A 25,976-nucleotide genomic window follows, 5' to 3' on the forward strand; every position below is an offset into this window, starting at 1 on the left:
GGAGTGCCTCTCACCTGCCCTGTCTGCCGAGCCGCTCGCCTGTCCCCACAGTATTCCCCGCCGCATCACGAATCGGCGGAACAACCTGCCGGTGCTGCTTATATGCTCGGCAATACGGAACGGCGAACCAGACGGACGGCGAACCGAGGTATGAGCCGTGGCAGTGCCGGAGACGACGACGGAGTCGACGCACGCGGCGGACGCGAGGTGGGAGGACGCGCCGCCGAACCGCGCCGCTCGCGTCCGTGTGCGTCCACTCGCCTTCCGTGAGCTGCTCCGATCGACACCCGCCCGCCTGCTCGCCGTCGGAATCGCACTGCTGCTCGGCACCGTGGCGGCCGGCCTGATCGCCTCGATGGCGGCCGGCGAGCGCAAGCAGGACATCGACACTCTGCTGTCCACCACCGAGCCGCTGGCCAGGTCGTCACAGAACCTGTACGCGTCGCTGTCGGTGGCCGACGCCGCCGCAGCCACCGCCTTCTTGTCCGGTGGCGTGGAGCCGAGCGAGGCCCGGGACCGCTACTCGCAGGCTGTCGGGACCGCGGCGGCGGAGCTCGTCGCGACGTCGGACGGGCTGCCCGGCGACGACGAGGGCCGACGGCTGCTCACCGCCATCGCGACGAAACTCCCGGTGTATACGGGGCTGGTGGAGACGGCGCGCGCCAACAACCGCGCCGGCAACCCGGTCGGCACCGCCTACCTGGCGGAGGCGTCGGCGCTGATGCAGACGGATCTGCTGCCACTGGCGCAGGCCCTGCACACCGAGCGTGCGGCCGCATCGCTCGCTCCGCAGTCCGGGTTCGCCCGCCCACCGTGGTTCGCGATCGGACTGCTCGGCGCGCTGTTGGTGGCACTGGTGGCGACGCAGGTGGTGCTGTCGCGGCGAACCCGTCGCACGTTCAACCTCGGGTTGCTGTTCGCGACCGGGGCGATGGCGGCCCTGCTGGTGTGGATGCTGGTGGCCGGGGTCATCTCCGCGGTGTCGGCGAACCGTGCGGTCCGGCAGGGCTCCGAGCCGCTCTCGACGTTCGCGGCGGCACGGATCCTGGCGCAGCAGGCCCGCACCCAGGAGATCCTGCAACTGGTCCGCCGTGACGAGACCGCCGAGCACGCGCAGGTGTTCGTCGCCGACACCGACCAGCTGCATGCGCTGCTGGACAACTACTCGGAGGACGTCGGCAGCGACGACGCCGACCGGGCGGAGCAGGCGCTGGACGCCTGGACTGCGTCGCACGACCGGATGATCGACGCGCTCGCGGTGGGCGACTGGACGTCCGCCGCGATGACGACGGTCGGTCCCGATCCCGCGACGTCGGCCGGGCAGTTCGACATCGTCGACAGCGCGCTGTCGGACGGCGCCGATAGCGCCCGCACCGAACTACGCGACGACATTTCACGGTCGTCGACGGTGCTGTCTGCACTCGGTCCCGGCGCGCTGGTGATCACGGTGGTCGCGGCCGTCTCCATCCCGCTCGGTCTCTGGCCCCGGCTGCGGGAGTACCAGTGATGCCGGTGCGGCGCCTTGCGGCAACCGTCATGGCTGTCGGGACGGCGGCCGCGGTCGTCGCGGGGTGCTCGGCACCGCCGGACCCGTACACGCTCCCCCCGACCGAGACGTACAGCGTTGCGCCGCTCCCGGAAGGGGCGTCGATCGCGACCTCGCCCCCCGCGCCGACGCCGCCGGCGGGCTGCGGGGACCCGACCGCGAGCCTGCGGCCGTTCCCGGCCGGGGAGATACCGCCCAGTGCGTCACTCGACGCCATCCGCGACCGCGGCCGGCTCGTCGTCGGGCTCGACACCGGCAGCAACCTGATGAGCTTCCGCAATCCCGCGACCGGCGAGATCGAGGGCTTCGACGTCGACATCGCCCGGGAGATCGCCCGGGACCTGTTGGGCAGCCCCGACAAGGTGGAGTTCCGCATCCTCACGTCACCCGAACGTGAACAGGCCTTGAAGGATTCGCGGGTCGACATCGTCGCGGCGACGATGAGCATCACGTGCGACCGACGGCAGTGGGTGGACTTCTCCACGGTGTACTACGAAGCGCAGCAGCGAATCCTGGTGATGGCCGGCTCCCCCGTCACCGATGTTGCGGACCTCGCCGGCAAACGGGTGTGCGCGGTCACCGGCACCCGCTCCCTCGAACGCATCGTCCGAGCGCAGCCCGACGCCACCGTCGTCACGGTCCCGACGTGGTCGGACTGCCTCGTGATGCTGCAGCAACGCCAGGTCGACGCCGTCAGTACCGACGACACGCTGCTGGCCGGGATGTCGACGCAGGACCCGTATCTGCGCATCGTCGGACCGAGCCTGGGTCCGGAGCCCTACGGCGTCGCAGTCACCAAGGGCAACGACGATCTGGTCCGGGTCGTGAACGGCACGCTGGAAAGGATCCGCAACGACGGCACCTGGGCGAGGATCTATCAGCGATGGCTCTCCGAACTGGGCCCCGCGCCGGGACCACCACCTCCCACGTACCGGGACTGACCAGGCAGCGAGAACGGAGGATCGATGGCGGGAAAGGACGCGGCAGAAGAACATCCGGTCGACACGGGCGAGATCGCGCAGACCCGCGCCGCGCAGCCCGTGGACGAGCCGATGACGACCCAGGAGAGCGTGCCCACCACCGGGCGTAAGGCCCGTACGCAACGCACCCGGACGGTCTTCCGGCGCCGACTCGGCGACGGCTTGGTGGAGGTGCCGCCGGTCCCGCGGCGGGACCCCGAGACCGCAGTCCTCACCGACCCGCACGTTCCGGAGCGCAAACGGTTCTGCTGGAAATGCGGCAGGCCGGTGGGACGGTCCACCGACGGTGAGCCGGGTCCTACCTCCGGTTTCTGCGCCAACTGCGGGTCGCGCTTCGAGTTCGCGCCGCTGCTCGCACCCGGCATGGTGATCGCCGGCCAGTACGAGGTGCAGGGGTGTATCGCCCACGGTGGCCTGGGGTGGATCTACCTCGCGATCGACCGCAACGTCGACGATCGGTGGGTGGTCCTCAAGGGCCTGCTCCAACTCGGCGACGCCGAGGCCCGTGCCGTCGCCGCGGCCGAACGACAGTTCCTCGCCGAGGTGGAGCACCCGAGCATCGTCAAGATCTTCAACTTCGTCGAGTTCCAGAAGGAAGGGTCTCCGCCGGCCGGTTACCTGGTCATGGAGTATGTGGGTGGAAACTCGTTGCGCGACATCCTGGCCACCTATCGGCGTCCCGACCGGTTGCCCGTCGATCAGGCGATCGCGTACGTCCTCGAGATCCTGCCCGCTCTCGAGTACCTGCACTCCATCGGCCTGGCGTACAACGACCTGAAACCCGACAACGTGATGGTGACCGACGAGCAGGTCAAGCTGATCGACCTGGGCGCGGTCGCACCGCTCGAGAGCTATGGATACCTTTACGGCACCCCGGGTTTCCAGGCGCCCGAGATCACCGAGACCGGACCCACCGTCGCGTCCGACATCTACACCGTCGGCCGCACGCTCGCCGTACTCACGCTCGATCTGCCGTCCGAGAACGGCCGCTATGTGGACGGGCTGCCGTCCCCAGGGGAGGCCCCGCTGCTCGCCGAGTACGACTCGTACCGACGGCTGCTGCTGCGCGCGATCGATCCCGACCCGAACCGCCGATTCGGCTCCGCCCCCGAGTTGTCCGCTCAGCTCACCGGCGTCCTGCGCGAGATCGTCTCCCGGCAGGACGATCAGGAGCATCCTGCCCTGTCCACCGTCTTCAGCCGTCAGCGCGCGACGTTCGGTGCGGACGGGTTCGTGGAACAGACCGACGTGTTCGTCGACGGCGTCGAGCGTGCACGCAAGCTCGACGCCCCCAGGGTCGCCCAGGCTCTCGCGGTGCCGCTGGTGAACTCCGACGATCCCGGCGCCGCACTGGTGAACGCCGCGGCGCACAGCGATCCACAGTTGATGCTCGACGTCCTCGACCGGGCCCGGGAGGGCCGCTCCGGCGAGGTCCTGACGTCCCTGGAGCTACCGCTCGCGGAGGTCCGCGCGTACCTCGACCTCGGCGACGCGGGCCGGGCCCGACAACTGCTGCGGCCGCTGGGCCTGACGCACCCGTACGACTGGCGCATCGAGTGGTATCGGGGGCTCGCGTCGTTGCTGTCGAACGAACTGACCTCCGCCTACGCGTCGTTCGACGCCGTCTACTCGGCGCTGCCCGGCGAGGTGGCACCCAAACTCGCCCTCGGCGCGACCGCCGAACTGCTGCTGGATCACAGCCGCGAAGGGGGCGACCGCTGGCGGATTCCGGCCGCCTCCAACTACGAAACCGTGTGGCGGATGGACCGTAACGTCGTCAGTGCGGCCTTCGGATCGGCCCGTCGCCGAGCCGCCGACGGTGACGTGCACGGTGCGGTCGCCACCCTCGACCAGGTGCCGACCGGCTCGCGCAGCTACGGTGCCGCCCGGATGACTGCGGTCCTGACGTACCTCGCGGTGCGGCCGATCCGCAAGATCACCGAAGCCACCCTGCGGGAGTCGGCCCGACGCGTTCAGGCCATACCCCGCACCGAGATCCGTGGACCGCAGATGCGGACCGTGGTGCTCGGCACCGCGCTCCAGTGGCTCCTCGAAGGGAACACCCCCACCACCGCGCGCGAGCCGCTGCTCGGTGTTCCCTTCACCGAACGCGGCCTGCGCGCGGGAACGGAGTCCTCGCTGCGAGCGATGGCGCGTAGCTCTCCTACACCCACTCACCGCTATACGCTCGTGGATCTCGCGAACGCGGTTCGCCCGAGAAGCCTGTTCTGAGTCCCCCAGCAAACCGATCGGGCTTGTCGGACTCCTGAATTCGCGTGCCGAACCAGCAGATCGCCGCGAGGATGAGGACGACGGCGACGGGTATCGGCAGGACGATCGGAGTCGCCAGCGCCAGCGCCACGGTGAGCAGCGGCGCGAGCAGTCGGCGGGGTTGGGGCCGCTTCTCGGCCGGCGCCGGCTCGGTCATCCAGTTGCGGTACCTCGTGCCGTCGTCCACCGTCAGACCCTCGTTTCGTTCTGCAGTTCGGTGACCGTGCCCGCGGCGTGCTTGTCCTTGCCGTGTCCCAGCCCGACGTGTGCCTCGTCGCGCATGCGCTCGACCATGTGCGGGTAGTGCAGCTCGAACGCCGGACGCTCCGAACGGATCCGCGGTAGCTCGGTGAAGTTGTGCCGCGGCGGCGGGCAGGTGGTGGCCCACTCGAGCGAGTTGCCGTAACCCCACGGGTCGTCGACGGTCACGATCGGTCCGTAGCGGTAGCTCTTGAAGACGTTCCACAGGAACGGCAGCGTCGAGGCGCCGAGGACGAACGAGCCGACCGTGGAGATCGTGTTCAGCGTGGTGAATCCGTCGGTGGGCAGGTAGTCGGCGTAGCGACGCGGCATACCCGCCGCACCGAGCCAGTGCTGGACGAGGAAGGTGGCGTGGAAGCCGACCAGGGTGGTCCAGAAGTGCCACTTCGCGAGACGCTCGTCCATCATGCGGCCGGTCATCTTCGGGAACCAGAAGTAGATACCCGCGTAGGTCGCGAACACGATGGTGCCGAACAGCACGTAATGGAAGTGCGCGACGACGAAATAGGTGTCGGTGACGTGGAAGTCGATCGGCGGGCTCGCGAGCAGGACGCCCGACAGACCACCGAAGAGGAAGGTCACGAGGAAGCCGACCGAGAACAGCATCGGCGACTCGAACGTGAGCTGGCCGCGCCACATGGTGCCGATCCAGTTGAAGAACTTCACGCCGGTGGGGACCGCGATGAGGAACGTCATGAAGGAGAAGAACGGCAGCAGGACTGCACCGGTCGCGTACATGTGGTGCGCCCACACCGCGATGGACAGTGCGGCGATGCCCATGGTCGCGTACACCAGGCCGCTGTAGCCGAAGATCGGCTTACGCGAGAAGACCGGGAAGATCTCGGACACGATGCCGAAGAACGGCAGCGCGATCACGTACACCTCGGGGTGGCCGAAGAACCAGAACAGGTGCTGCCACAACATGACTCCGCCCGTCGCGGGGTCGAACAGGTGCGCACCGAGGTGGCGGTCCACCCACAGGCCGATCAGCGCGGCCGCGAGCAGCGGGAACACCAGCAGGATCAACAGCGACGTGATGAGGATGTTCCACGTGAAGATCGGCATCCGGAACATGGTCATACCGGGGGCGCGCAGGCACACGATGGTGGTGATGAAGTTGACGCCACCGAGGATGGTGCCGACACCACCGAGCGCCAGGCCGATGATCCACAGGTCGGCACCCACTCCGGGGGAATGCAGCTCGTTGCTGAGCGGCACGTACGCCGTCCACCCGAAGTCGGCCGCACCGCCCGGGGTGATGAAGCCGGCCGTCGCGATCAGCCCACCGAACAGGTAGAACCAGTAGCTGAGCGCGTTCAGCCGCGGAAAGCTCACGTCCGGCGCGCCGATCTGCAGCGGGACGATGTAGTTCGCGAAGCCGAACACGACCGGGGTCGCGTACAGCAGCAGCATGATCGTGCCGTGCATCGTGAACAGCTGGTTGAACTGCTCGTTCGACAGGAACTGCAGACCCGGGATCGCCAGCTCGGACCGCATCAGGAGGGCCATCAGGCCACCGATGAGGAAGAACGCGAACGCGGTGACGAGATACATGATTCCGAGCACCTTGGGATCGGTGGTCGTGATCATCTTGTAGATGAACGACCCCTTGGATCCTGCAGTCACCCGAGGCGCCGCGGTCGGCCGCGACGGCGTCGGTGTGCGTGGTGGAGCGGTGTCGATCTCGGGGTTGGCAACCATACCCGACATATTCGGACGTCCGAGGGTTCCACGGCGAGGGTCGAAGGTCCCGACAGTTCCCGCCGACGGACACCAATTCTCCCGATTCAGGCCGCCGCGATCGCCTTCCGTGCAATCGCGAGCTCCTCGTTGGTGGGCACCACCAACACCTGCACCGTCGAGGCGTCGGAACTGATCCGGCGCTCACCGCGCTCCGCCGACTCGTTCCGGGCCTGGTCCACCACGATACCGAGGCGGTCGAGGCCGGCAAGGGCGTCGCGCCGGACGTCGACGTTGTTCTCCCCCACCCCGCCGGTGAACGTGATCACGTCCACGCCACCGAGCTCCACGAGGTAAGCGCCGATGTAGCGGCGCAGCCGGTGCACGTACACGTCGTAGGCGAGCTTCGCGGCGACGTCCCCGTCGGCGACGAGCCCCAGCAGCGAGCGGAAGTCGTTCACGCCGCACAGGCCCTTGAGCCCCGAGCGTCGGTTGAGCAGGTCGTCGATCTCGTCCACCGTCATCCCGGCGTTGCGGGCCAGATGCAGGATGACGCCGGGATCGAGGTCGCCGCTGCGGGTGCCCATCACCAGACCCTCGAGCGGCGTCATTCCCATGGACGTGTCGACGGCACGGCCGCCGCGGATCGCCGACGCCGACGCCCCGTTGCCGAGGTGCAGGACGATCTGGTTCAGCTCCGCGTCGTCCCGGCCGACGAATGCCGCCGCCCGCCCGCTCACGTACTCGTGCGAGGTACCGTGGAAACCGTAGCGCCGCACTCGGTTCGCACGCGCCACCTCGGCGTCGACGGCGTACGTCGCGGCGGCGTCGGGCAGCGTGTGGAAGAACGCGGTGTCGAACACCGCGACGTGCGGGACGTCGGGCAGTTGCTCGCGCGCCACCTCGATCCCGATCACGTTCGGCGGATTGTGCAACGGCGCGAGAGGCGACAGCCGACGCAACTCCTTCAGCACCGCGTCGTCGATCACGACCGGCTCGTGGAACACCGCACCACCGTGGACCACCCGATGGCCGACGGCCACGATGCCGCGGTCGCGCAACGGCGGACCGGTCTCGGCGATGACCTGCTCCGCAACGCGCAGGCCCGCCGCGTGATCGGGGATGTGGAGCTCACGTTCGATCACGCCGTCCGGGTAGCGGTACACGATCCGGCCCGCCGGCTCCCCGATCCGCTCCACCAGACCCGACCCCACTGCGTCACCGGCAACCGGATGGACCAGCTGGAACTTGATCGACGATGATCCCGAATTGATCACCAGCACAATATTTTCGGACACGACTACGCCCCCTGCGCCTGGATCGCGGTGATCGCGACGGTGTTGACGATGTCCTGGACCAGCGCACCGCGGGACAGATCGTTCACCGGCTTGTTCAGGCCCTGCAGAACCGGCCCCACCGCGACGGCGCCCGCACTGCGCTGCACCGCCTTGTACGTGTTGTTGCCGGTGTTGAGGTCCGGGAAGACGAACACCGTGGCCCGGCCCGCCACCACCGAACCGGGCAGCTTCGCGTCCGCCACCGAGGGCTCGACGGCCGCGTCGTACTGGATGGGCCCCTCCACCAACAGGTCCGGGCGCCGCTCGCGCACCAGGGCGGTCGCGGTGCGGACCTTGTCCACATCGGCACCCGACCCCGAGTCGCCCGTCGAGTACGACAGCATCGCCACCCGCGGTTCGATCCCGAACCGCGCCGCCGTCGCGGCCGACGACACCGCGATGTCCGCAAGTTGCTCGGCGGTCGGATCCGGCACCACGGCGCAGTCGCCGTACGCGAGTACCCGGTCCGACAGGCACATCAGGAAGATGCTCGACACCGTCGAGACCCCGGGCTGCGTCTTGATGATCTCGAGCGACGGCCGGATGGTGTGCGCCGTCGTGTGCGCGGCCCCCGACACCATGCCATCCGCAATTCCCCTGTGCACCATCATGGTTCCGAAGTACGAGATGTCGGTCATGATCTCGCGGGCCCGGTCCACCGTCATGCCTCGGTGTGCCCGTAGCTTGGCGTACTCGACGGCGAACTCCGTCATGTGGTCGGACCGACGGGGATCGAGCACGGTCGCGGACGAGAGGTCCACCCCGAGTTCGGCGGCGCGGCCGCGCACCTTGGCCTCGTCACCGAGGATCGTCAGGTCCACCACGCGGCGGCGCAGCAGGCGTCCTGCGGCCCGCAGAATGCGGTCGTCCTCCCCCTCGGGCAGCACGATGTGCTTGCGGTCCGAGCGGGCCCGGTCGATCAACTGGTACTCGAACATCTGCGGCGTGGTGACCGACGGGATCTGCAGACGCAGTCGCTCGATCAGCGTCGGGGCGTCCACCCGGCGCTCCATCAGACCCAGCGCGGTGTCCACCTTGCGCAGTGACCCCACCGCGACGCGCCCCCGCGTCTGGGCGGCGGTGTGGGCCGTGTCGAAGGTGCCCAGCTCGGTGGTGAGGATCGGCAGCCGCGGGTTCAGCCCGGCCACGAGCTTCGCGATCGAGGGGTGCGGCGCGATCCCGCCGTTCATGATGATACCGGCCAGAGACGGGAATCCCTGCGCCTCATGCGCGTTCACCATCGCGAGCAGAACGTCCGAGCGGTCGCCGGGAGCGATCACGACGGTACCCTCGGACAGCCGCTCGAGGATGTGTTCGGCGGTCATGCCGCCCACCATCACCTTCAGCGCTTCACGTTGCAGCAACGCGGTGTCGCCGCTGTACAGCTCGCCGTCGACGGCATCGAGCAGCTCCGCCATCGTCGGCGCCACCAACAGCGGGATCTCCGGCAGGCTCCATGCCGGCACGCCCAGCGGCTCGAGTGCCGACGCGTACTCGTCGAGCATCTCCGGCGCGCACCGGTTCGCGACGATCGCCACCAGGTGCGCGTGCTGCGCCGACAACTCCACCGCGCACATCTGCGCGAGCTGGCGCACCTCGTCGGGGCTACGGTGCTGGCCGCGGAGGGTCAGCAGCACCGGCGCCTCGAGGTTGGCCGCGACGCGCGCGTTGTAGCCGAGCTCGCTGGGGCTCGCGACGTCGGTGTAGTCGCTGCCGACGATCACCACGGCATCGCATTCGGCGGCCACGTCGTGGTAGCGGGACACGATGTCGCTGAGCGCACCGTCCGGGTCGGTGTGGACCTGTTCGTACGTCACGCCCAGGCACTGCTCGTAGCTCAGATCGGCCGTCGTGTGGTCGATGAGAAGTTCGAGGATGTGATCGGTCTCGTCGGTGGCGCGAGCGATCGGGCGGAACACGCCCACCCGTGCGGTGGACGCGCACAGCATCTGCAGCACACCCAGCGCGACCGTCGATTTGCCGGTGTCCCCCTCCGGCGAGGCGATGTAGACGCTCGACACGGTGCCCGAATCAACCATGAGCGACAGCCTAGTGAGGATCGCGCATAATCGGCATCCATGAGCGATTCGTCATTCCCGGACGTGCGGTGGGGTTCGGAGAACAGCATCCTGCGCGGCCCCGGCACCGCGTTCGCCGCGACCGCACTCGGGTCGTGGACCATCCGCCGGCTCGCCGGGGTGGACCGTCGGCTGCTCCTGCGCAGCAAGGGCCGCTACACGATCCTCGGCCCCATCGGCGCACCGACGGTGCTCCTCAACACGGTCGGGCGAAAGTCCGGGCAGCGGCGCACCAGCCCGCTGCTGTACATCCGCGACGGCGGCCGCCTGGTGGTCGTGGGCAGCAACTTCGGGCAGGCGCACCACCCGGCGTGGACGTCGAACCTGCTCGCGCAGCCCGAGGCGAGCGTGACGATGGCCGGACGCGACATCCCCGTCCTCGCCGAGAAGGTCGTCGGCGAGGAGAAGGACCGGCTGTACAAGCAGTTCGTCGAACTGGCCGGCGCGTACGCCGTCTACCAGGGACGGACCGACCGAGACCTGCGGATGTTCACCCTCACCCGCCGCTGACCGGTCGCATTCCGTTTCAGGGATCAGACGACCGAGGCGCGGTCGATGTCGGACACGTCGGCGCCCGCCGACTCGAGTCGTGTGAACAGCTCGTCGGTGCCGAACTGGGACGCGAACTGCAGCTCGGAATCGGTGATCGGCACGGCCTGCAACCACGTGGTCACATCCTCGTCCCGTTCGACGAGAATCTCGAGTGTGGACCAGATGAACGGGACCACGAGCAGCGCGTGCCGGGTGGACCGGCCCGGATCGGCGGCATGAACGGCGTTGGGAACGACGGTGTTCGGGGTGACGTGCAGCGATCCGGACGCGACCTGGAACGCGCACTGGGCGAGGACGTCGGAGAGAAGCCGATAGCCGGCGCGTCCGACGGTGATCAGCTCGGTGCGAATCGGGCGACCGTCCTCGGTGGTGACGTTCGTCGGGAACCGAGCCATGTCGAGGGTCGCGTACGACGCGTAGCCCGCATCGGGGCATCCGTCGCCGACCGCGATCGACACCTCGTGCGGCTCCTCGCCGTCCTCGTCCGGATCGACCGCAGCCCGGAACCGCAACACCTGCGGCGGCACACCGAACACCTCACCGATTCGGCGTGCCGCTGCCCGGACTTCCTCGCTGGCTTCCATGAGCAGAAGCCTAGATGTCGGCCCCGAGCGAGCAGGCGTCGGCGCCTGTCAGGCCAGCGCGCGCAGGCGCGGGGCGAGGTCGCGCTCGAAGAGGTCCAGGAACCGCTTCTGGTCGTGACCGGGCGCGTGGAACACCAGGTGGTTGAGACCGGCGTCGAGATACGGCTTGATCTGCGCGACGGCCTCGTCCGGATCCGACGCCACGATCCACCGCTTGGCGACCTGCTCGATGGGCAACGCGTCGGCGGCGGCCTCCATCTCGATCGGATCCTCGATGCTGTGCTTCTGCTCCGCAGTGAGCGACAACGGCGCCCAGAAACGGGTGTTCTCGAGGGCGGCGTCCGCGTCGGTGTCGTACGAGATCTTGATCTCGATCATCCGGTCGATGTCCGCGAAGTTGCGGGCAGCCTTCTCGGCGCCCTCCTTGACGGCGGGGATCAGCTTCTCGGTGTACAGGTCCATGCCCTTGCCGGACGTGCAGATGAAACCGTCACCCGCACGGCCCGCGTAGCGCGCCACGACGGGGCCACCGGCCGCCACGTACACCGGGATGCCACCCTCGGGAACGTCGTAGATCGACGCACCTTTGGTGCTGTAGTACTCGCCCTCGAAGTCGACGCGGTCGCCGGTCCACAGGTCGCGCATCAGCTGCACCGACTCGCGCAGACGCGCGAACCGCTCCTTGAACTCGGGCCATTCGCCCTTGAACCCGGTCGCGATCTCGTTGAGCGCCTCACCGGTACCGACACCGAGCATGACGCGTCCCGGGTACAGGCAGCCCATCGTCGCGAACGCCTGCGCCACGACGGCCGGGTTGTAGCGGAACGTCGGCGTCATCACCGACGTGCCGAGCTGCAGACGCTGGGTGCGCTCGCCGACCGCCGTCATCCACGCGATCGAGAACGGTGCGTGGCCGCCGTTGTGCCGCCACGGCTGGAAATGATCGCTGACGGTGACACTGTCGAGGCCGTGTTCCTCGGCCATCACGCCCAGTTCCACCAGGTCACGCGGGCCGAACTGCTCCGCGGACGCCTTCAAACCCAACTTCAGTCCCTGTACCACCGGTTCTCCGATCGTCTACCTGATTCGATTTGGGTTCGAGTATGCCCCGAGCTCCCGACGCGGAGTAACCCCCGTCTCAGTCGCGCAGGGCGCGGTGTTCGACGATCGTGGGGTCGGCGCGCCAGTCGTACACCACCGACGTGCGCAGGACGATGTCCTGCAGGGAGCGGCGCTTCGGGTCGATCGCCACCCACAGCAGCCCGAACCCGAACAGCACGCACAGCACCGCGCGGGCGGCGCACCGTGGCCAGCGCACGAGGCGGCCGTTGCGGCTGACCATCCGCAGACCCATCACGACGGCCCCGACCGTTCGACCGCTCGTGGCCCAGAACGCCGTCAGGTACAGCACCGACAGCGCCAGGAACGTCGTCACCGACAGGATCGCCCGAACCTCCGGAAAACGAAAATCCTGCGGCGAGAACAACAACCGCGCGAACATCAGGGCCAGATAGACACCGACCAGCATGGCCAGCACGATGCCGATGTCGATCACCGCCGCCAGACCGCGGGTGACGATGCCGGCCGGGCGATGCGGCGGATCCTCGCGGACGGTGCCCGTCACCGATCGCCATCCGTGCCGAGACCCTGTTCGTCTGCCTCACCGCGGCCGAACAATCGACCGACGAAGCCCGCGACCGCGTCGTCGGCGTGCATGCCCTGACTGCGGGCACCACGAACCGCCTCGGTCGACATCGACCCCGTCGACTCGCGGATGATCCGGGGCAGATCGACGCCGTCGATGACGCTGTTCGACAGGTCCACCAGATCGACCCGCTCGATCACCGCGTCGACGTCCACCTTCGCCGCGATCGCGTCCACGTCGACCTTCGCCGCGATCGCGTTCACGTCCACCCGGTCGATGATGCGGTCGACGTCCACACGCGCAGCAATGTCGTCGACGTCCACCCGGTCCAGGATCGGCGCGATGTCCACCCGCGCCGCGATCGCGTCGACATCGACCCGATCGACGATCCGCTCGATGTCGATGCCCTCCGCGATCGTGTCGAGGTCGACGTGGTCCCGGACGACGGCGGTGATGTCCACTTCCGCGAGCGCGGCCGCGACCACCCGGCGCACGATCTCCCGCAGCACTCGGTCGGCGAGCGCGTCCGCCGCTCGCAGGGTCTGAGCTCCGCGCGACTCGAGTGCGGCCGAACCGGCGTCCACCCCGGGCACGCGGCGGGCGAGGTCCAGTGTGGTGCCCGCCGCGAAGCGCAGTGCGTCGCCGAGGAATGCGACGGATCCGGCCACGACGCGGACCGGATCGGGAGTTCGGTTGCCGTCCATACCGAACATCCAAGACCGATCGGGCGCAAAATGCACGCTCCCAGGTCCGGCGCCCTTCGGAAGCGCCACCCCCGCGCCACTCCCGCGGATATGCTCGTGTGAGCTTCACTCAGCCAGAAGGCAATTCAGGCCGATTCGGCCGGAGGTGCGCGATGAGAAGCTCTGGGGCGACGGCCGGTGCCGGGCACTGGATCCTCCACTCACTCACTCTCGTCGGGGTGTTGGTGGTCTCGCTGCTCGGCGGGGCGCTCACCGCGCGGGCCGCTCCGTCGGGCGTCGCGCACGTGGCCGGGATCGTCCAGGTGAGCGACCGGGTGACTCGTATCTCGGTGTACTCGCCGTCGATGGACCGGGTGGTCTCCAGCGATGTCATCCATCCGGTCGGCGGCGGGCCCGCCCCCACGTTCTACCTGCTCACCGGCATCACCGGCGGCGAGGACGGCGTCTCCTGGTACAACAACACCGACGTGACGCAGTTCTTCGCGGACAAGCACGTCAACGTGGTGCTGCCGGTGGGCGGGAAGTTCTCCATGTACACCGACTGGGCCGACGACGACCCGGTGCTGGGTCGCAACAAGTGGCAGACGTTCCTCACCCGGGAACTGCCGCCGGTGATCGATCGTCAGTTCGGAACGACCGGCGTCAACGCCCTCGGCGGGGTGTCGATGGCGGCCGGCCCGGTGCTCGACCTCGCGATCCAGGCGCCCGACGTCTACCGCGCCGTCGGCTCGTACAGCGGGTGCGCGGGCACCAGCGACTTCAACGGGCAGGCGATGGTCCGCTCGATGGTCGAACTGCGCGGCGGCGGCAACGTCAACAACATGTGGGGGCCCGGTGGCGGTCCGCAATGGATCGAGCACGACCCGGTGGTGCAGGCAGAACGGTTGCGCGGCAAGGTGTTGTATCTGTCCGCCGCGACCGGTATGCCCGGCGCCATCGACCGCCTCGATCCGCTGATCGCCATCCCACAGGGCATCGTGGGCGGTCTGCTGGAGTCGATCACGATGCGCTGCACCCTGGTGATGGACGCCCGCCTGCGGTCGCTCGGGATCCCCGCGACCGTCGTCTACCGCGACGTGGGCAGCCACACCTGGGGCGTGTTCGAGGCCGAGATGCGGGACTCGTGGACGGTGCTCGGGCCGGCGATCGGGGCATGACGGATACTGGTGGCGTGAGTACCGACGAGCGGAACCCCGGTTGGACCTATCTCATGGACATGGACGGCGTGCTCGTCCACGAGGAACACATGATTCCCGGCGCGGATGCCTTCCTCGCCGAACTGCAGGACGCGGGAACACCGTTCGTCGTCCTGACGAACAACTCGATCCGGACGCCACGGGACCTACGGGCCCGACTGCTGCGCAGCGGCCTCGACATCCCCGAGCAGTCGATCTGGACATCCGCGCTGGCCACCGCGACGTTCCTGAAGAATCAGCGACCCGGCGGAAGCGCCTACGTGGTGGGCGAATCCGGCCTCACCACCGCGCTGCACGAGATCGGCTACGTCCTCACCGACAACGACCCGGACTACGTGGTGCTCGGTGAGACCCGCACGTACTCCTTCGAGGCGATCACCACCGCGATCCGGCTCGTGGAGCGCGGCGCGCGGTTCATCGCCACCAACCCGGACGCCACCGGTCCGTCCCGCGACGGGTCACTACCGGCGACCGGTTCGGTCGCGGCCCTCATCACCCGTGCCACCGGCCGCGAGCCGTACTACGTGGGCAAGCCGAATCCTCTGATGATGCGGTCGGCGCTGCGCGCGATCGGGGCGCACTCGGAGAACACGCTGATGATCGGCGACCGGATGGACACCGATGTCGTATCGGGACTCGAGGCCGGACTGCAGACCATCCTGGTCCTCACCGGAATCTCCACCCGCGCGACCGTCGAGACCTTCCCGTACCGTCCGACGCTGGTCCTCGAGTCGGTGGCGGATCTCGTGGGGCGGACCGCGAACCCGTTCTGAACGAGGATGTTTCACGTGATCGAGGCATACGCGGCCTCGATCAGCCGGTACGCGCGCCGGTCGCCGGCGAAGTAGTCGCGCTTGAGGTTCGGCACGAACGCGATCGCCAGACCGTGGTCGGGATCGCCGAGGCCGACGGCACCGCCCGCGCCCGGGTGCCCGAACGCGGTGCCACGGGCGACCTCGGGTAGTTCGAAACTCTGCGCCGACCGCATGAAGCCGAGACCGTACGCGCTGTCGGTGAGCAGCACCCGGTCCGGTCCGCGGACCCGTTCCCGCAACGCGTCGTGCAACGTCTCGTGACTCAACGTCACTCCGTGCACGAGGTCGCGATAGAACCGGGCCAGTGCCCGGGCCGTCGTCACCATGCCCGAGGCCGGCCAACCGCCCCCGAGCAGCGCCGGATCGTTGTACGAAGCAAGCGGATTCGTGGTGGCCCGGAAGATCGGCGAGCCCGGTTCGGCGTAGGCGGAATCGATCCGGGTCTGCGTCGCGACGTCCGTCAGCGGCGACGACGGCTCCCCACGACGTGGGACGCTGATCCGGGCCGCTCGGGCGATCGTCCCCGGGGGCGCCCCGATCCACAGGTCGGTGCCGAACTCCTCGTGGACGAACTGGCCCACCGTCTTCCCGGTCTGCCGCCGGACCACCTCGCCGACCAGCCACCCGAACGTCAGGGCGTGGTAGCCGTGGTCGGTGCCTGGCTCCCACTCCGGTGCCTGCCGGGCCAATCGCTCCGCCATGGCCGCCGGGGCGGCCGCCTGCGCCACCGACACCGGGCCGTCGAACGCCGGCAGTCCTGCCCGGTGGGTGAGCAGATGTTCGACGGTGACCTCGTCCTTACCGTTCTGCGCGAACTCCGGCCACCACTGCGCGACGGGGGCGTCGACCGTCACGTAGCCGCGTTCGGCGAGCAGCAGCGCCGCCGCCGCCGTCACCGCCTTGGTGCACGAAAACACCACGCACGGGGTGTCCCACGCCCACGTCCGCCCGGTGCGCCGGTCCGCGACCCCACCCCACAGGTCCACGACCGGACGGCCGTCGGCGTAGACCGCGACCGCGGCGCCCAGGTTCTGCCCGTCGGCGAAGCTCGCCTCGAACACCTCGCGGACGCCCGTGAACGCCGAATCACATTGACCCTGTACAGATGTCATGAACACCTCGAACCGGACCCCCACAGCAGCCCCACCTGACAGCCTAGGCGTGGCGGTCGCCCTCGGAGCACCATTCGGCCTCAGCGCCCGCGCCTCGGGTCGTCACGCGCATTCCCGCGCCGAAACCGAGAGAACGGGCACTCAGGACGGGCGCAGCGGAGTCGGCACGCCCGCGACGACCAGCACCACCGACTCCGATTCCGTCGCCACCGCCGAGTTCACCCGTCCCAGCAGGTCCCGGAACCGTCGACCCGCCGGCGTCGACGGCACCACGCCGCTGCCGACCTCGTTGCTGACCACGACGACGGGCACCGCGACCCTGCGCATCGCGTCGAGCAGGTCGGCGATGTCGGCGTCGACGGCGGCCCAGTCCCCGCTCGTCCACACGCCGTGGTGATCGAGGCGTCCGGTGAGCCAGGTGCCGAGGCAGTCCAGCAGGACGGGTTCGTGCGCGGACCGCAGCACCGCGGACGCATCCGGGGTCTCGACGGTGCTCCACCCCGACGGACGCCGGGCCCGGTGCAGGGCGATCCGCTCCGCCCACTCCCGATCACCTTCGTGCACCCCACCCGTCGCCAGGTACGTCACGCGGGGATGCGCAGCCAGCAGCGACTCCGCGTAGGTGGACTTGCCGGCACGCGCGCCGCCGAGGACGAGAGTGCGTCCGATGCCCGGCGACGCTGTCGCCGCGTGCGCACCCACCGACACCGTCGTCCCGTCGTCCACCACCCGGGCACCCCACGGCGCGAGGCGCTCCACGAGTTCCGGCGTCGGCGGGTTGTAGTGGCTCAGGTGCACCGCGACCACGTCGGTGGTGTCGGTGACGGCGCCGGCGTCACGCAGCGCGGCGAGGGTGCGCGGGAAGGTCGTCAGATCGTGATGTCCGGCACCGAGATCGGTGCGGGTCCCGAACGTCTCCTCGAGGAACACCGCGTCGTAGCGGGCATCGTGGACCGCGTCGAGAGTCGACGACGGCAGCGGCCCGGTGTCGGTGGCCCACAGCAGCCGCGCCCCCTCCGGGGAGGTGATGTCGTAGAGCGCGCTGTCACCGTCGCGGAACACCCGGTGCGCGGCCTCGACCACCCGAACCTCGTACCCGTTCAGGGCAATTCGTTCGCCGGGGACGACCGGGACGAACCGCACCGGATCGCCCGGCCCCACCCAGTCGCGGCACAGGTCCAGCGCGTCGGCCGGACCGATCACGTCGAGAGGCTGATCGCGCCGCACCCACGACCGGAACAGCAGCGCCGCCGGATTCAGATGGTCGGGGTGGGCGTGGGTGAGGAGGATGTGGCTCACACCGGCCAGCGAACGCCCGGCACGGACCGCAGCGCGCGGGATGTCCGGACCGCAGTCGAGCAGGATCGCGTCGTCGATCAGGGCCGCGGTCTGTCCGCGGATCTCACCACGCTCGGCGGCGACACGACACGACGCACACACGCAGAAGGGGTTGGGCCATCCGTCGGCACTGCCGGTGCCCAGCAGCACGACCTCGATGGCCAACCCCTTCCGTGTGTACTGGCCGAATGTCACATGCGTTCAGTCCAACTGAACGTGTGTGACATTCGGCCACACAGCGAACGTCAGCGCAGCGCCTGCGCCAGATCCTCGAGCAGGTCCTCGGGATCCTCCAGGCCCACGGACAGGCGCACGACGCCGTCCGACAGACCGATCGCCGCACGCCCCTCCGGGCCCATCGCGCGGTGCGTGGTGGTGGCCGGGTGGGTGATGAGCGACTTGGAGTCACCGAGATTGTTCGAGATGTCGATGACCTGCAGCTTGTCGAGCAGCTCGAAGGCGCGCTTCTTGCCCTCCCCGTCGGCCGAGTCCAGCTCGAACGTGACGACGGTGCCGCCACCGCTCATCTGCGACTTCGCCAGCTCGTGCTGCGGATGCGACTCGAGGTACGGGTACTTGACCCAACGGATCGCGTCCTCGGCCTCGAGGAACCGCGCGATCCGCAGCGCACTGTCCACCGAGTGGCGCACACGCAGGGGCATCGTCTCGAGTCCCTTGAGCAAGGTGTGCGCGTTGAACGGGCTCAGCGCCGGACCGGTGTGCCGGATCAGCTGCTGCACCGGACCGTCGATGTAGTCCTTGGGGCCCAGGATCGCGCCGCCGAGGACGCGGCCCTGGCCGTCGATGTGCTTGGTGCCCGAGTACACGATGACGTCGGCGCCCAGGTCGAGGCTGCGCTGCAGCAGCGGCGTCGCGAAGACGTTGTCGAGTACCACCTTCGCGCCCGCGGCGTGCGCCATCTCCGACACCTTGCGGACGTCGACGAGGGTCTGCATCGGGTTGGACGGCGTCTCGAAGAACACGGCCGTGGTCGGCACCGACAGCGCCTGCTCCCACTGGTCCAGGTCCTCGCCGTCGACGAACACCGTCTCCACACCCCAGCGGGGCAGGATCTCGTTGCACACCACGAAGCACGAACCGAACAGGCTGCGGGCCGCGACCAGCCGGTCACCCTTGCCGAGCAGCGCGCCGAGCGCGGTGAACACCGCGGACATGCCCGACGCGGTGGCGTAGCAGCCCTCCGCGCCGTCGAGCAGCCGCAACCGCTCCTCGAACATCTTGACGGTGGGGTTGCCGTAGCGGGAGTAGACGAAGTGGTCGACCTCGCCGGTGAACGCCTGTTCGGCCGCCTCGGCGGACTCGTAGACGAAACCGGAGTTGAGGTAGATCGCCTCGGACGTCTCCTCGAAGCCCGAGCGCAGCGTGCCGCCGCGGACGCCGAGGGTGGCCGGACGCACGGAGTCGGGCAGTGTCTTGCGGAAGGATCCGCCCTGCGGGATGGCGCTCACGACTGCCTCCAGGGCAGGCCCACGGCCCGCCAGCCGGCGGTGCCGCGACGGTTGTCGCCACCGAGCCCGCCCTCGAAGCCGTCGAGCACGTTGTACGACGGGCCGATGCCGGCGGCGGTCGCGGCCTCGGCCGCACCGATGGAGCGCTGTCCGGAGCGACACAGGAAGATCACCGGCCGCGGAGACTCGCCGTCGGCGGTGCCGACAGTTCCATCCACGTCGGCCCCACCGACGATGCCCGCCTCGACCAACTGGTCGACGAAGGACTCGTTGCGCGCACCCGTGGGGTAGCTCACCCATTCGATGAGCACGGTCCGGCGGTCGATCGACGACGTGTCGGGCAACCCGACGTATCGCCATTCCGCGTCGGTCCGCACATCCACGAGCACGGCTTCCGGATGCTCGCACAGCAGCTCCCAGGCTTGCTGCGGCGTTATGTCACCTGCGTAGCTCACCGTTCCAGCTTTCCACAGTGCCCGGGCGGGCGTAGCACGCGGAGGGTCGGAAACGGGCGATCGGTGCAGGTACGGCGGGTCAGTTACACACGAGCCAGAGGCCGTCGCCCTGGACGAACTGCCACGTCGAGGTGGTCGCGCCCTTGCCGTCGCCCGCGTCGAACCGAACGTCCGCGGTGGCGTTGTCGCCGTTCACCGCGACGTTGGTGACCTCTTCGACCTTGACCTCGCCGTCGCGTCCGGCGATCGGGGAGCGGTCCTCCGCGAATCCCTGGCACACCATGTGATCGATCGCGTCGGCGTCGTCGTTGTTGGTCGCGCGGACGAAGTCACCGACGGACGCATTGATCCGCTCGGCATCGGATCGGCTCTCCTCCGCCGGGCGCAGAACCGCGGAGAGGACGATTCCGATCATCAAGATCGCGACTATTGACACGGCGAGGATGAAGGGCTTCGCCGTCGTGCGCGAGGGGTCGTCGAGGGGCTCCTGCTGATCGGTCATACCTGCGATTTTCCCCCGACGGCGCGGGTCCTCTCCATCCGGGTCAGGAACAGGCCGAGACACAAACGCAATTTGTGACCCCCCAATCGAGGGCGTACTACCCGGGGGTAGGAGACACCGGGAGTATGCGGTGCCGTCGCCGCGCGGGTTCTAGCATGAAGGCTGGGGACGGTGGGTTCGGGGGAAACCACCACCCCGCGACAGTCCGACAGCACCACGTGTTAGGTAGGGCTTAGTTTAAGCTGGAGCTTCGCACACGGCTGTCGTACAACCACCAGCACGTCCGTCCAATCGAAAAGGTAGTTCGCCTCAGATGACTGACCAGACTCGTCCACTGCGCGTGGCCATCGTCGGTGCCGGCCCGGCCGGAATCTATGCCGCCGATGCGCTCATGAAGTCCGACACCGAGGTGAGCATCGACCTGTTCGAGCGGATGCCGGCCCCGTTCGGGTTGATCCGGTACGGCGTCGCACCGGACCACCCGCGGATCAAGGGCATCATCACCGCCCTGCACAAGGTCCTCGACAAGGACCAGGTCCGCCTGCTCGGCAACATCGACTACGGCAACGACATCACCCTCGACGACCTGCGCCGCTACTACGACGCCGTGATCTTCTCCACCGGAGCCAACGCCGACCGCGCCCTGAACATCCCGGGCATCGACCTCGACGGCAGCTACGGCGCCGCCGACTTCGTCTCCTGGTACGACGGCCACCCGGACGTCCCGCGCACGTGGCCGCTCGAGGCCGAGAAGGTCGCCGTGCTGGGCGTCGGCAACGTCGCTCTCGACATCGCCCGCGTCCTGGCCAAGACCGGCGACGAACTGCTGCCCACCGAGATCCCCGCGAACGTCTACGAGGGTCTCAAGAACAACAAGGCCGTCGAGGTCCACGTCTTCGGCCGCCGCGGCCCCGCACAGGCCAAGTTCACGCCGCTCGAACTGCGCGAGCTGGACCACTCCCCCACGATCGAGGTCATCGTCGACCCCGAGGACATCGACTACGACGAGGGCTCCGAGGCCGCCCGCCGCGGCTCCAAGCAGGTCGACATGGTCGCCAACACCCTGCAGGACTGGGCCATCCGCGACCAGGGCGACCGCCCGCACAAGCTGTTCCTGCACTTCTTCGAGTCCCCCCACGAGGTCCTCGGCGAGGACGGCAAGGTCGTCGGGTTGAGAACCGAACGAACCGAACTCGACGGCACCGGCAACGTCCGCGGCACCGGCAAGTTCAAGGACTGGGACGTCCAGGCCGTCTACCGCGCCGTCGGCTACCTGTCGCAGAACATCGCGAAGCTGCCGTTCGACGACCAGGCCGGGACCGTCCCCAACGAGGCCGGCCGCGTACTGGACGAGGACGGCAAGCACATCGACGCCACCTACGTCACCGGCTGGATCAAGCGTGGCCCGGTCGGCCTGATCGGCCACACCAAGGGCGACGCCAACGAGACCATCGCCTGCCTGCTCGAGGACGCCCCGAACTTCGCCGGTGCGGCCGAGCCGGGCGAGGACGCGATCATCGAATTCCTCGAGGGCAAGGGTGTCCCGTACACGACGTGGCAGGGCTGGTACCGCCTCGACGCCCACGAGCGTTCCCTCGGCGAGCCCGAGGGCCGCGAGCGCGTCAAGGTCGTCGAGCGCGAGGACATGCTGCGCGCCAGCGAGCCGCACAAGGCCTGACGCCCAGGCTTCCAACTGAAGGGTCCCGTCACGCGCTGTCAGCGCATGACGGGACCCTTCAGCTGTTTCGGGAGGCATGATGAACACGTGTTTGACGCGCACGTGCACATCATCGACCCGCGGTTCCCGCTCGTGGAGAACAACGGGTACCTGCCCGATCCGTTCACGATCGACGACTACCGCCGCCGCATGCAGGGCTTCGGCGTCGACGGCGGGGCGGTGGTGACCGCGTCGTACCAGGGCACGCTCGGTCGGCCGCAACTGTTGGCCGCGCTGCGCGAACTCGGCGACGGCTGGGTGGGCGTCACACACCTCGATCCCGACGCCACCGACGAGGACATCCTCGAACTCGACCGGGCCGGGGTCCGCGGGGTGCGATTCAATCTGCGGCGCAGCGCCACCGATGTCCAACTGCTCACGACGCAGGCCCTGCGGGCGTACGAACTGGTGGGCTGGCACGCCGAGTTCTACGTGGACGCGACGCTGCTGCTGTCACTCGAGCCGGTGTTCGCGAAGTTGCCCGCGGTGAGCATCGACCACCTGGGGATGTCGACGCGCGGGCTGCGTTACCTGCTCAATCTCGTCGACCGCGGCGCCAAGGTGAAGGCCACCGGGTTCGGACGCACGTCGATCGACGACGTCGGCAGCGCCATCCGGCAGGTCCACGCCGTCAATCCGAAGGCGCTGATGTTCGGTACGGACCTGCCGGGCACCCGTGCCCGGCGTGCATTCGAGGCCGCCGACGTCGACATCCTCGCCGACGCCGTCGGCGACGACCTCGAGGCGGTCCTCGGCGGCAACGCGCGCGAGTGGTACCGCTGCGGCTGAGCCGGGCCAGGACCGATCCGGGTCGCAACGACGACTGGTTCTTCCGGACTGTCTCATAGCGCGAACAGGGCACTCGCGGCGTCTCTCGCGAGCAGAAAGCCCGCTATTCCCAGCGCCCAACCGACCGCGCTGTCCGCGTTGCGGGTGAAGAAGTCGTCGATCCGGTGCAGGACGCCGTCGGCTCGCTTCCCGACCAGGATCCGCAGCCCCAGCAGGGTAACGGCCGGGAGGATCATCACCATGCAGTACGCGGCGAGCAGGGGAATCGACAGCACGGTCGGCGCACCCACGGACACGATCAGGGCAATGGCAGCGAGGTAGGGGACCATCGTGACCAACTCCAGCGTTCCCGCCGTGAGCGCCAGTGTGGCGACACCGCCGGACCCGCCCCTCGTGAGTGCCCGATCGCGCCAGCGGACAACACGACTCGACTCCCCACGTTCGCGGCGCTTCTTCGAGTCGAAGCGGAAACTCAGCGCGAACAGAACCGCACCGACCGCCAACTGGACCGCCTTTGCCACAGGAGATTCCAGCATCGGGCCGCCAACTTCGAGGCCCGCACGCGCCGCGGTCAGAAGTGCCGCGCCGACGACGAGATAGAACCCGGAGATCGCCACCAAGTAGCGGACGATCCGTCCGAGGGGTGGGCGGCCGGGCGTGAGCAGCATCCAAACCGGCAACACCAGCGTGCCGATACTCGTACTGTCCACGAGCGCAAGGCCTGCCAGCGATGCCAGCAGCATCGCGTTCACGTCAACGCCCACTGCCGCCTGTCCTACGCGCGCTGACGACGTCGATCACCCCGACCGCCACGAGTGCTATGCCGAGCGGTCCGCCCCGGAACCAGAAGAGCTCGGCGTCGCGTGCGAACAACCACAACGCCGCCCCGACGACGATCAGGAACACTCCGAACATTGCCGCAAGTCGTAACTGCATGCCACGAATACTGCTGGCGCCCTCCGGGGCGACACATCAGCCGCCGGGCGGCTGCGACGTCATCACTTGGTATGACGGGTCCGACTGTCCACTGTGCTGTGATGGAGCGATGGCGTATCCGTTGCAACCGTCGCGGGGCGGCCTGCGGACGCGCCGGCACGTGAGCACCGCCCGGTCACGCCGCCGTGATGACATCCTGATCGCAGGCGGGATGCTCGTCATCGGGTTGGTCCTGTATGCCGTCGGCGCATTTCAACTCGGCACCGGGCCGAGCAGCACCCCCGCCGGTGTTCGGGTCGCGCTGCTCGTCGCAATCGCCGCAGCGGACACCTTCCGCAGTACGTCCCCTGGGGCGGCCCTGATCGCCGGTGCAGCCCTCTCTGCCGTCGATCTCGCACTCGGCCCCACCGTCCCCGTGTGGCTGGTTCTCTCCGATCTCGTCTACGCCGCGGTGTTGTACGGGCGGCCCCGCGTCAGCCGGGCAGTCTGCTACGCCACCGGAGCGGCGGTCGTCGTCCTCACTGCTGCCGCCTACGTCGGATGGCAGAACGGCCGCGCGGCCGCGGCGGCGGGAATCGTCCTCGCACTGTTCTTCACGACGCCCGTGTGGTGGGCGCTCGCGATCCGTCGCCACCAGGAGGTCGCGGCCGCCGAACGGGCACGGGCCGAGACGATGCGGGCCCTCGCAGAGGCAGACCGGGCGGCCGCGGTCGCCCACGAACGGAATCGCATGGCTCGGGATCTGCACGACGTGATCGCGAGTCACCTGTCGGCGATCGCGATTCAATCGGAGGCCGCGCTGTCTCGACGGACCACCGGGACCGATCCGACTCTCGACAACGTCCTGACCGCCATCCGGGCGGGGAGCGTCGCCGCGCTGAACGAGATGCGCTCGATGATCGATCTGCTCCGAGCCGAGACCGATCCGGATGATCCTGGCGCCCCACCACGGTTGAGCGACCTCGACTCGCTGATAGCCGGTGCGCGCGCGGCCGGAAGCGCCGTCGACGCCCGCATCGCGACCAATCCCGAATCGTTGTCCAGCGTGGTGGATCACGCCACGTACCGGATAGTGCAAGAATCGATCACCAATGCAGTCAAACATGCTCCCGGTCAGCAGATCTCAATCGTCATCCGGCAGGATCCCGATGCCGTTCGGCTGCGCGTGCACAACCCGATCCTGTGCGACCCGGGCAACGAACCCTCCGCAGCGTCCGGCGGGCAGGGTCTGCGCAACATGACGGAACGCGCCCAACTCCTGGGTGGCCGGCTGCACGCGGGCGCGGCACCGGACGGTTGGATCGTCGACTCCGTGCTGCCGCTCGAGTCACGGGGAACTGCCGAATGAACGAGCGCAACGGACTGCCGATCCGCGTGGTGCTGGCAGACGACCACGCCGCCATCCGTGCGGGACTCGCGATGATCCTCGACGGCCAACCGGACATCGACGTCGTAGCCGAGGCGGATTCGGGGACGTCGGCGGTGACGCTCGCGCGCACCCACCGCCCGGACATCGTCCTGATGGACGTGCGGATGCCCGGCACGGACGGCATCACGGCGACACGTGCGATCACCGGCACCACCGACAGCCGGGTGGTCGTGCTCACCACATTCGACCTCGACGAGTACGTGTTCGGCGCGCTGCGCGCCGGCGCGTCGGGGTTCCTCGTGAAGACCGCGACTGCGGATGAACTGACTGCGGCGGTGCGCACGGTCGCGGCGGGAGAGTCCGTGCTGGCACCCCGCGCCGCATCCGCGTTGATCGACCAGTTCGTTCGAGTCCCCGCGCGCCGTACCCCACCGACGGCACTCGACGACCTGACCGACCGAGAGCTCGAGGTGCTGCGGCTGCTCGGGCAGGGCCTGTCCAACGCCGAGTTGTCCCGGGAGCTGGGGGTGGGGGCTCCCACGATCAAGACGCACGTGTCGCGGGTGCTGTCCAAGCTCGGATTGGCGTCGCGGGTCCAGGCCGCGCTCCTCGCTCGCGAACTCGACCTGTGACGGACCGA

At 68.8% G+C, this 25,976-nt stretch carries 24 protein-coding genes; 10 read left to right on the forward strand and 14 right to left on the reverse strand.

Annotated elements, in window-relative coordinates; genetic code table 11:
* Nucleotides 1–157 precede the first annotated feature (157 nt).
* The 3 genes from AC1RIF_RS10275 to AC1RIF_RS10285 are packed head-to-tail and all read left to right on the forward strand — an operon-like array spanning nt 158 to nt 4,758.
* Nucleotides 158–1,507: a GlnX family signal transduction membrane protein gene (locus tag AC1RIF_RS10275; protein WP_492601244.1), complete on the forward strand. Its 1,350-nt coding sequence runs from the start codon at nt 158–160 to the stop codon at nt 1,505–1,507.
* Complete coding sequence (locus tag AC1RIF_RS10280) at nt 1,507–2,487, forward strand: glutamate ABC transporter substrate-binding protein (RefSeq protein WP_492601245.1); 981 nt, start codon at nt 1,507–1,509, stop codon at nt 2,485–2,487. The genes AC1RIF_RS10275 and AC1RIF_RS10280 overlap by 1 nt, the downstream gene beginning before the upstream one ends.
* Nucleotides 2,488–2,511: 24 nt before the next feature.
* Nucleotides 2,512–4,758 carry a serine/threonine-protein kinase gene (locus AC1RIF_RS10285; protein WP_492601246.1) on the forward strand — a complete coding sequence of 749 codons (2,247 nt, stop codon included), beginning with the start codon at nt 2,512–2,514 and terminating at the stop codon, nt 4,756–4,758.
* A 228-nt stretch (nt 4,759–4,986) separates the two neighbouring features.
* Here the strand turns inward: AC1RIF_RS10285 and ctaD are convergent, their stop codons facing one another.
* The 3 genes from ctaD to pta form a co-directional block, all read right to left on the reverse strand.
* Nucleotides 4,987–6,759 carry an aa3-type cytochrome oxidase subunit I gene (gene ctaD / locus AC1RIF_RS10290; RefSeq protein ID WP_492601247.1) on the reverse strand — a complete coding sequence of 591 codons (1,773 nt, stop codon included), beginning with the start codon at nt 6,757–6,759 and terminating at the stop codon, nt 4,987–4,989.
* A gap of 86 nt (nt 6,760–6,845) precedes the next feature.
* The gene (locus AC1RIF_RS10295) at nt 6,846–8,036 is read right to left on the reverse strand and encodes an acetate/propionate family kinase (RefSeq protein WP_492601248.1); all 1,191 of its coding nucleotides are present in this window, start codon (nt 8,034–8,036) and stop codon (nt 6,846–6,848) included.
* Nucleotides 8,037–8,038: 2 nt separating this feature from the next.
* Nucleotides 8,039–10,114 (reverse strand): phosphate acetyltransferase, encoded by a 2,076-nt coding sequence (gene pta, locus AC1RIF_RS10300; protein WP_492601249.1) that lies wholly within the window; start codon nt 10,112–10,114, stop codon nt 8,039–8,041.
* Between the two features lie 39 nt (nt 10,115–10,153).
* Here pta and AC1RIF_RS10305 point away from each other — a divergent pair, with 39 nt between their 5' ends.
* Entirely contained in the window at nt 10,154–10,663 is a 510-nt protein-coding gene (locus AC1RIF_RS10305) for a nitroreductase/quinone reductase family protein (protein ID WP_492601250.1), read from the forward strand.
* Between the two features lie 23 nt (nt 10,664–10,686).
* On the opposite strand, the gene AC1RIF_RS10310 is transcribed toward AC1RIF_RS10305, so the two are convergent.
* From AC1RIF_RS10310 to AC1RIF_RS10325, 4 genes are all read right to left on the reverse strand, one after another.
* On the reverse strand, nt 10,687–11,289 hold the full coding sequence (locus AC1RIF_RS10310) for a suppressor of fused domain protein (protein ID WP_492601251.1): 603 nt from the start codon (nt 11,287–11,289) through the stop codon (nt 10,687–10,689).
* A 48-nt stretch (nt 11,290–11,337) separates the two neighbouring features.
* Complete coding sequence (gene fgd, locus AC1RIF_RS10315; protein ID WP_492601252.1) at nt 11,338–12,351, reverse strand: glucose-6-phosphate dehydrogenase (coenzyme-F420); 1,014 nt, start codon at nt 12,349–12,351, stop codon at nt 11,338–11,340.
* A gap of 76 nt (nt 12,352–12,427) precedes the next feature.
* On the reverse strand, nt 12,428–12,913 hold the full coding sequence (locus AC1RIF_RS10320) for an RDD family protein (RefSeq protein WP_492601253.1): 486 nt from the start codon (nt 12,911–12,913) through the stop codon (nt 12,428–12,430).
* Nucleotides 12,910–13,638, reverse strand: a complete 729-nt coding sequence (locus AC1RIF_RS10325; protein ID WP_492601254.1) for a hypothetical protein — start codon at nt 13,636–13,638, stop codon at nt 12,910–12,912. The genes AC1RIF_RS10320 and AC1RIF_RS10325 overlap by 4 nt, the downstream gene beginning before the upstream one ends.
* Nucleotides 13,639–13,790: 152 nt before the next feature.
* Between AC1RIF_RS10325 and AC1RIF_RS10330 the strand changes: the two genes are divergently transcribed.
* Both AC1RIF_RS10330 and AC1RIF_RS10335 read left to right on the forward strand, forming a co-directional pair.
* A complete protein-coding gene (locus AC1RIF_RS10330) occupies nt 13,791–14,795 on the forward strand; it encodes an alpha/beta hydrolase (RefSeq protein WP_492601255.1) in 1,005 nt (334 codons plus the stop codon).
* Nucleotides 14,792–15,607 (forward strand): HAD-IIA family hydrolase, encoded by an 816-nt coding sequence (locus AC1RIF_RS10335; RefSeq protein ID WP_492601256.1) that lies wholly within the window; start codon nt 14,792–14,794, stop codon nt 15,605–15,607. The genes AC1RIF_RS10330 and AC1RIF_RS10335 overlap by 4 nt, the downstream gene beginning before the upstream one ends.
* A gap of 11 nt (nt 15,608–15,618) precedes the next feature.
* Here AC1RIF_RS10335 and AC1RIF_RS10340 read toward each other — a convergent pair whose 3' ends face one another.
* The 5 genes from AC1RIF_RS10340 to AC1RIF_RS10360 form a co-directional block, all read right to left on the reverse strand.
* Nucleotides 15,619–16,761, reverse strand: a complete 1,143-nt coding sequence (locus tag AC1RIF_RS10340) for a serine hydrolase domain-containing protein (protein WP_492601257.1) — start codon at nt 16,759–16,761, stop codon at nt 15,619–15,621.
* Nucleotides 16,762–16,902: 141 nt separating this feature from the next.
* On the reverse strand, nt 16,903–18,258 hold the full coding sequence (locus AC1RIF_RS10345; RefSeq protein WP_492601357.1) for a bifunctional adenosylcobinamide kinase/adenosylcobinamide-phosphate guanylyltransferase: 1,356 nt from the start codon (nt 18,256–18,258) through the stop codon (nt 16,903–16,905).
* Nucleotides 18,259–18,344: 86 nt separating this feature from the next.
* A complete protein-coding gene (locus AC1RIF_RS10350; RefSeq protein WP_492601258.1) occupies nt 18,345–19,568 on the reverse strand; it encodes an O-succinylhomoserine sulfhydrylase in 1,224 nt (407 codons plus the stop codon).
* The gene (locus tag AC1RIF_RS10355) at nt 19,565–20,023 is read right to left on the reverse strand and encodes a rhodanese-like domain-containing protein (protein ID WP_492601259.1); all 459 of its coding nucleotides are present in this window, start codon (nt 20,021–20,023) and stop codon (nt 19,565–19,567) included. Before AC1RIF_RS10355 ends, AC1RIF_RS10350 begins: the two co-directional genes overlap by 4 nt.
* 79 nt (nt 20,024–20,102) lie before the next feature.
* The gene (locus tag AC1RIF_RS10360; protein WP_492601260.1) at nt 20,103–20,525 is read right to left on the reverse strand and encodes an Rv0361 family membrane protein; all 423 of its coding nucleotides are present in this window, start codon (nt 20,523–20,525) and stop codon (nt 20,103–20,105) included.
* Nucleotides 20,526–20,838: 313 nt separating this feature from the next.
* On the opposite strand from AC1RIF_RS10360, the gene AC1RIF_RS10365 reads away from it, so the two are divergent.
* Together AC1RIF_RS10365 and AC1RIF_RS10370 are read left to right on the forward strand one after the other, a co-directional pair.
* Nucleotides 20,839–22,203 carry an FAD-dependent oxidoreductase gene (locus tag AC1RIF_RS10365; protein ID WP_492601261.1) on the forward strand — a complete coding sequence of 455 codons (1,365 nt, stop codon included), beginning with the start codon at nt 20,839–20,841 and terminating at the stop codon, nt 22,201–22,203.
* 87 nt (nt 22,204–22,290) lie between these two features.
* On the forward strand, nt 22,291–23,031 hold the full coding sequence (locus tag AC1RIF_RS10370) for an amidohydrolase family protein (protein WP_492601262.1): 741 nt from the start codon (nt 22,291–22,293) through the stop codon (nt 23,029–23,031).
* Between the two features lie 53 nt (nt 23,032–23,084).
* Here AC1RIF_RS10370 and AC1RIF_RS10375 read toward each other — a convergent pair whose 3' ends face one another.
* Entirely contained in the window at nt 23,085–23,795 is a 711-nt protein-coding gene (locus AC1RIF_RS10375; protein WP_492601263.1) for a GAP family protein, read from the reverse strand.
* Complete coding sequence (locus AC1RIF_RS10380) at nt 23,785–23,967, reverse strand: hypothetical protein (RefSeq protein ID WP_492601264.1); 183 nt, start codon at nt 23,965–23,967, stop codon at nt 23,785–23,787. Before AC1RIF_RS10380 ends, AC1RIF_RS10375 begins: the two co-directional genes overlap by 11 nt.
* Before the next feature lie 109 nt (nt 23,968–24,076).
* Between AC1RIF_RS10380 and AC1RIF_RS10385 the strand changes: the two genes are divergently transcribed.
* Both AC1RIF_RS10385 and AC1RIF_RS10390 read left to right on the forward strand, forming a co-directional pair.
* On the forward strand, nt 24,077–25,315 hold the full coding sequence (locus AC1RIF_RS10385; protein WP_492601265.1) for a sensor histidine kinase: 1,239 nt from the start codon (nt 24,077–24,079) through the stop codon (nt 25,313–25,315).
* Complete coding sequence (locus tag AC1RIF_RS10390; protein ID WP_492601266.1) at nt 25,312–25,968, forward strand: response regulator; 657 nt, start codon at nt 25,312–25,314, stop codon at nt 25,966–25,968. Before AC1RIF_RS10385 ends, AC1RIF_RS10390 begins: the two co-directional genes overlap by 4 nt.
* Nucleotides 25,969–25,976 lie beyond the last annotated feature (8 nt).

Source organism: Prescottella sp. GW823-FHT02E09, from assembly GCF_058797375.1.